A 5168-nucleotide genomic window follows, 5' to 3' on the forward strand; every position below is an offset into this window, starting at 1 on the left:
GGCGCGGGGGGGGCCCGCGGGGGCGGGGGGGGGGCGCGGGGGGGGCCGGGGGGGGGGGGGCGGGGGGGCCGCCCCCCCCCCCCCCGCCGCGCGCCGCCCCCCCCCCCCCCCCCCCCCCCCCCCCCCCCGCTCCGGGAAGTGCGAGGTCGGGCCGGGGAACCGGCGCCGGCGTCAGACCTCTACGACGACCGGGAGGATCATCGGGCGACGACGGTAGGTGTCGGAGACCCAGCGGCCCACGATCCTGCGGACCAGCTGCTGGAGCTGGTGGGGTTCGGCGACCCCGTCCGCAGCCGACTTGGCGATGGCCTCTTCGATCTTGGGGACCACCGCGCTGAAGACCGCATCGTCGATACCGGAGCCCCGGGCCTGGACATGGGGGCCGCCGACGACCTTGCCCGTGGTGGAGTCCACCACGACGAAGACCGAGATGAAGCCCTCGTCACCGAGGATCCGGCGGTCCTTGAGGGAGGCCTCCGTGACATCTCCGACCGAGAGGCCGTCCACGTACACATAACCGGCCTGGACCTTGCCCACGATGCGGGCCCGGCCGTCGACCAGGTCGACGACGACGCCGTCCTCGGCGATCACGATGTGGTCCTTGGGGACTCCGGTGAGTGCACCCAGTTCCGCGTTGGCGCGCAGATGGCGCCATTCGCCGTGGACCGGCATCAGGTTCTTCGGGCGGCAGATGTTGTAGAAGTACAGCAGCTCGCCGGCCGAGGCATGGCCCGAGACATGGACCTTGGCGTTCCCCTTGTGGATGACGTTCGCACCCCAGCGGGTGAGGCCGTTGATCACGCGGTAGACCGCGTTCTCGTTGCCCGGGATCAGGGAGGACGCCAGGATCACGGTGTCGCCCTGGACGATCCGGATCTGGTGATCGCGATTGGCCATCCGGGAGAGGGCGGCCATCGGCTCGCCCTGGGATCCGGTGCAGACCAGGACGACCTCGTGGTCGGGCAGATCGTCGAGGGTTTTGACATCGACGACCAGCCCCGGCGGGACCCGCAGATAGCCCAGGTCACGGGCGATGCCCATATTGCGGACCATCGAGCGTCCGACGAAGGCCACTCGCCGGCCGTACTCGTGCGCCGCGTCCAGGATCTGCTGGATGCGGTGCACATGGCTGGCGAAGCTGGCGACGATGATCCGCTTCTGGGCGCCGGCGAAGACCTGGCGGAGCACGTTCGAGATATCGCGCTCGGGCGGGACGAAGCCGGGGACCTCGGCATTGGTGGAGTCCGAGAGGAGGAGGTCGATGCCCTCCTCGCTGAGCCGGGCGAAGGCGTGCAGGTCCGTGAGCCGGCGGTCCAGCGGCAGCTGGTCCATCTTGAAGTCGCCGGTGTGGACGACCATGCCCGCGGGGGTGCGGATCGCAACAGCCAGTGCGTCCGGGATGGAGTGGTTGACCGCGATGAACTCGCAGTCGAAGGGGCCGATCCGCTCGCGCTGTCCCTCGGTGACTTCGAGGGTGTAGGGCCGGATGCGGTGTTCCTGGAGCTTCGCCTCGATCAGGGCGAGGGTGAGCTTGGAACCGATCAGCGGGATGTCCGGCTTCAGCCTCAGCAGATAGGGGACGCCGCCGATGTGGTCCTCGTGGCCGTGCGTGAGCACGATCCCCTCGACGTCGTCGAGGCGGTCCCTGATGGTGGTGAAGTCGGGCAGGATGAGGTCGACACCGGGCTGCTCCTCCTCGGGGAAGAGGACGCCGCAGTCGACGATGAGCAGTCGGCCGTCGAATTCGAAGACCGTCATGTTCCGGCCGATTTCACCGAGGCCGCCGAGTGGGGTGACCCGCAGGCCGCCCTTCGGGAGCTTCGGCGGACGGCCGAGTTCGGGATGCGGATGACTCAAAAGACTCTCCTCACCATGCACGCCGGCCACCCTCTCGCGAGGGCCCGGCGGCATGAGCTTCGTGCACGTGCTGTGTCGTACCTATGCAGTTGTCGGGTCTTGCCAGGTCCGGGGTCAGAGCTGGACGCCTCCGGCCGCGAGGTCCGCCTTCAGCTGCGCGGTCTCGTCGGGGGTCAGCTCGACCATGGGAAGTCGAAGGGGGCCCGCGGGCAGGCCCTGTAGGGCGAGAGCGGCCTTGGTGGTGATCACGCCCTGGGTGCGGAACATTCCGGTGAAGACCGGAAGCAGCCGCTGGTGGATCTCGGCGGCCTTCTGCACGTCGCCGCTGAGGTGGGCATCGAGCAGGGCCCGCAGCTCCGGGGTGACGACATGGCCCACCACGGAGACGAAACCGACGGCGCCGACCGAGAGCAGGGGGAGGTTGAGCATGTCGTCGCCCGAGTACCAGGCGAGGCCGGAGCGGGCGATGGCCCAGCTCGCCCGGCCGAGGTCGCCCTTGGCGTCCTTGTTGGCGACGATCCGGGGGTGCTCGGCGAGCCGGACGATGGTCTCGGTGTCGATGGGGACGCCGCTGCGGCCGGGGATGTCGTACAGCATCACGGGCAGTCCGGTGGCGTCGGCGATCGCCGAGAAGTGGCGGAACAGGCCCTCCTGCGGGGGCTTGTTGTAGTACGGAGTGACGGCGAGCAGACCGTGGGCGCCGGCGCTTTCGGCGGCGCGGGCGAGTTCGATGCTGTGGCCGGTGTCGTTGGTGCCGATCCCGGCGACGATCAGGGCTCGGTCCCCGACGGCCTCCAGGACGGCCCGCAGAAGCCGGTCTTTCTCCGCGTCGCTGGTGGTGGGCGACTCGCCGGTGGTGCCGCTGACGATCAGGCCGTCGTTGCCTGCGTCCACCAGATGGGCCGCCAGGCGCTGGGCGCCGTCGACGTCGAGTGCGCCGTCCGGGGTGAACGGCGTGACCATGGCGGTGAGGACCCGCCCGAAGGGGGTCTGCGGAGTGGGGATCGGAGCCATGGGTAACACGCTACTCGCTGCTCAGTGCGGTGTGGCCCTTGAGGGGACGTGACGTACGACGTGGGATGCGGAGCCCGGCACTGCCTGCTCGGGGGTTCAAGCAGTGCCGGGTCCGTTTGATCAGCCTAGATGAACTTCATGAAACACCGCAATGCGGACATTCCACCTGGAGAATCCGTACATCTGTACCGCCACTGCCCGACCGGGGGGCGGGATTCGGGCGGTCCGGTGGCTCCGGACGGCTCAGGGCGCGATTCGGCCGTTGGCGTTGAACGCCTGGTACGTCAGCGGCATCAACTGCGCCCAGTGCCGCTCCATCTGCTCGCCGACCATTTCGATCTCGCGCTGCGGGAAGGACGGGACCTTCGCCTGCTCGTGCTGAGTGCGCAGGCCGAGGAAGTGCATCAGCGAGCGGGCGTTGCAGGTGGCGTACATGGAGGAGAAGAGACCCACCGGCAGGACCGAACGGGCGATTTCCCTGGCGATACCGGCGGCCAGCATCTCCTGGTAGGTCTCGTACGACCGGCGGTAGGAGTCCTCCATCGCCTCGGAGACGATCTTGTGCTGCTCGGGGCTGCCGTCGATGAAGACGTACTTCCCGGGGCGGCCCTCCTGGACCAGCTTGCGGTCCTGCCCCGGAACGTAGAAGACCGGCTGGAGCTCCCGGTAACGGCCGGATTCCTCGTTGTACGACCAGCCCGCGCGGTGCCGCATGAACTCGCGGAAGACCAGGATGGGGGCGCTGATGAAGAAGGTCATGGAGTTGTGCTCGAACGGGCTGCCGTGCCGGTCGCGCATCAGGAAGTTGATGAGCCCCTTCGACCGCTCCGGGTCCTTCTTCAGCTCGTCCAGGGACTGCTCTCCTGCCGTGGAGACCCGGGCGGCCCACAGGACGTCGGAGTCCGCGGCGGAGTGCTTGACCAGCTCGACGGTGACATCGCTGCGGAAGGTGGGGGTCGCGGAATCGGCGGGGGTGTCGGTCACCTGGAGGTGTCCTCTCCTGGGGCGGGTGGGGGGCGGCAACCACCTTAGTCCACCCCTCGCGCCGTCCCCCCTTCACGCTTCGCTGATGTTTTCCGGACCGATTCGCACGGATCCGGCACCGAATCGCCGTTCCGTACGTCTCTCTGGGTAACAGCCCTTCCAGCAGTCACTCCCCACTCCACAGGAGCGTGATCCCATGTTTCGCCGGCGGGAAGCCGTCCCGTTCTCGTTCGTCGCCGAGGCCACCCGGGCCGAAGAGGATGCCGAGCGCTTCCGCAGTAACGTCACTCCACCGCCGCGCGAGCGTCCCACGGTCTCCCAGCTCACCGGTCGTACGCTGATCGGACTGAGCATCGTCGCCGGGCTGGTGGGCTCGCTGCTGTTCGGCGTGCCCGCGCTGGAGTCCGGCAGCTCGCCCGAGACCGCAGAGCAGAGCGAGGCGGCCGAGCGCCGGTGAGCCGCACAGCCCCCTGGGGTAGTCGGCCCCGGAGCGCCTCGGTAGCCTCACCCGTCACAGCCCCCACAATTCGAGTGTGCTGGTGAGTGGAGAACAGTCGTGCCCCTGACCTTTCTGACGGCCGACCGCGCGTTCGGCGCCCCGGCGGAGGACTCCTCGGACGTCGCCCTGCCCTTCGACGATCACGACCAGTGGCGGCGGCCGTACCGCCCCGGCCCCTGGCGGGTGGGGGCGGCGGCCCTGCTTCTGCTGCTGACGTCGTTCGTGATGATCGCGGCCATGATCGTTGCGGTTGCGGGCGCCATGTCCGCGGCCGGTCTCTGCCTCTCGGTGGGCCTGGTGATGATCGCCCTGGCGCTGCGGCTGCTGCGGTCGGGCGTCTGGGTGAGCCGCCACGGGCTGCGCCGGGTCGGCTTCTTCACCACCTCGACGCTCCGCTGGTCGGACGTGACCCGGGTCCAGACGGTCCAGCAGCCGGTGCGCTGGCTGGGGCTGCCGCGGACCGTGCAGGGTCAGGCGCTGCGGCTGCACCGCCGGGGCCGGAACGAGCCGCTGGAGCTGCTGACCGACCACAACGCGGACTTCCTCTCCCGGGTCGAGGCCTTCGACCGCGCGGCGGACATGGTGGAAGCCTGGGCGGCGGAGTACGGGCCGGCGGACTGACCGCACCTCCACCGCGGGGCGGGCGGTGCGCACCGTACGCTCCCCTGCGCCGCAGCCGTACACACGGAACCGCGGGGGGCCCCCCCCGGGGGGGGGGGGGGGGGGGGGCACGGGGGCCCCCCCGGGGGGGGGGGGGGCCCCCCCGGCCGGGGGGGGGGGGGGGGGGGGCGGGGGGGGGGGGGGGGCGCCCCGG

General features: G+C 70.3%; 5 protein-coding genes. 2 read left to right on the forward strand and 3 right to left on the reverse strand.

What is annotated here, in order from left to right; translation table 11 throughout:
- Positions 1–171: 171 nt before the first annotated feature.
- The 3 genes from ACIQ9E_RS29665 to thyX form a co-directional block, all read right to left on the reverse strand.
- Entirely contained in the window at positions 172–1857 is a 1686-nt protein-coding gene (locus ACIQ9E_RS29665) for a ribonuclease J (protein WP_403712284.1), read from the reverse strand.
- A 114-nt stretch (positions 1858–1971) separates the two neighbouring features.
- Positions 1972–2871, reverse strand: a complete 900-nt coding sequence (gene dapA, locus ACIQ9E_RS29670; RefSeq protein WP_403712286.1) for a 4-hydroxy-tetrahydrodipicolinate synthase — start codon at positions 2869–2871, stop codon at positions 1972–1974.
- Positions 2872–3114: 243 nt separating this feature from the next.
- Positions 3115–3855 carry an FAD-dependent thymidylate synthase gene (gene thyX, locus ACIQ9E_RS29675; RefSeq protein WP_403712288.1) on the reverse strand — a complete coding sequence of 247 codons (741 nt, stop codon included), beginning with the start codon at positions 3853–3855 and terminating at the stop codon, positions 3115–3117.
- A gap of 196 nt (positions 3856–4051) precedes the next feature.
- Here thyX and ACIQ9E_RS29680 point away from each other — a divergent pair, with 196 nt between their 5' ends.
- Positions 4052–4312 carry a hypothetical protein gene (locus ACIQ9E_RS29680; RefSeq protein ID WP_403712290.1) on the forward strand — a complete coding sequence of 87 codons (261 nt, stop codon included), beginning with the start codon at positions 4052–4054 and terminating at the stop codon, positions 4310–4312.
- Between the two features lie 99 nt (positions 4313–4411).
- Complete coding sequence (locus tag ACIQ9E_RS29685) at positions 4412–4975, forward strand: hypothetical protein (RefSeq protein WP_403712292.1); 564 nt, start codon at positions 4412–4414, stop codon at positions 4973–4975.
- Positions 4976–5168: the final 193 nt, after the last annotated feature.

The sequence above is a fragment of the Streptomyces sp. NPDC094448 genome (assembly GCF_044763775.1).
In the GTDB taxonomy this organism is placed as follows: Bacteria; Actinomycetota; Actinomycetes; order Streptomycetales; family Streptomycetaceae; genus Streptomyces.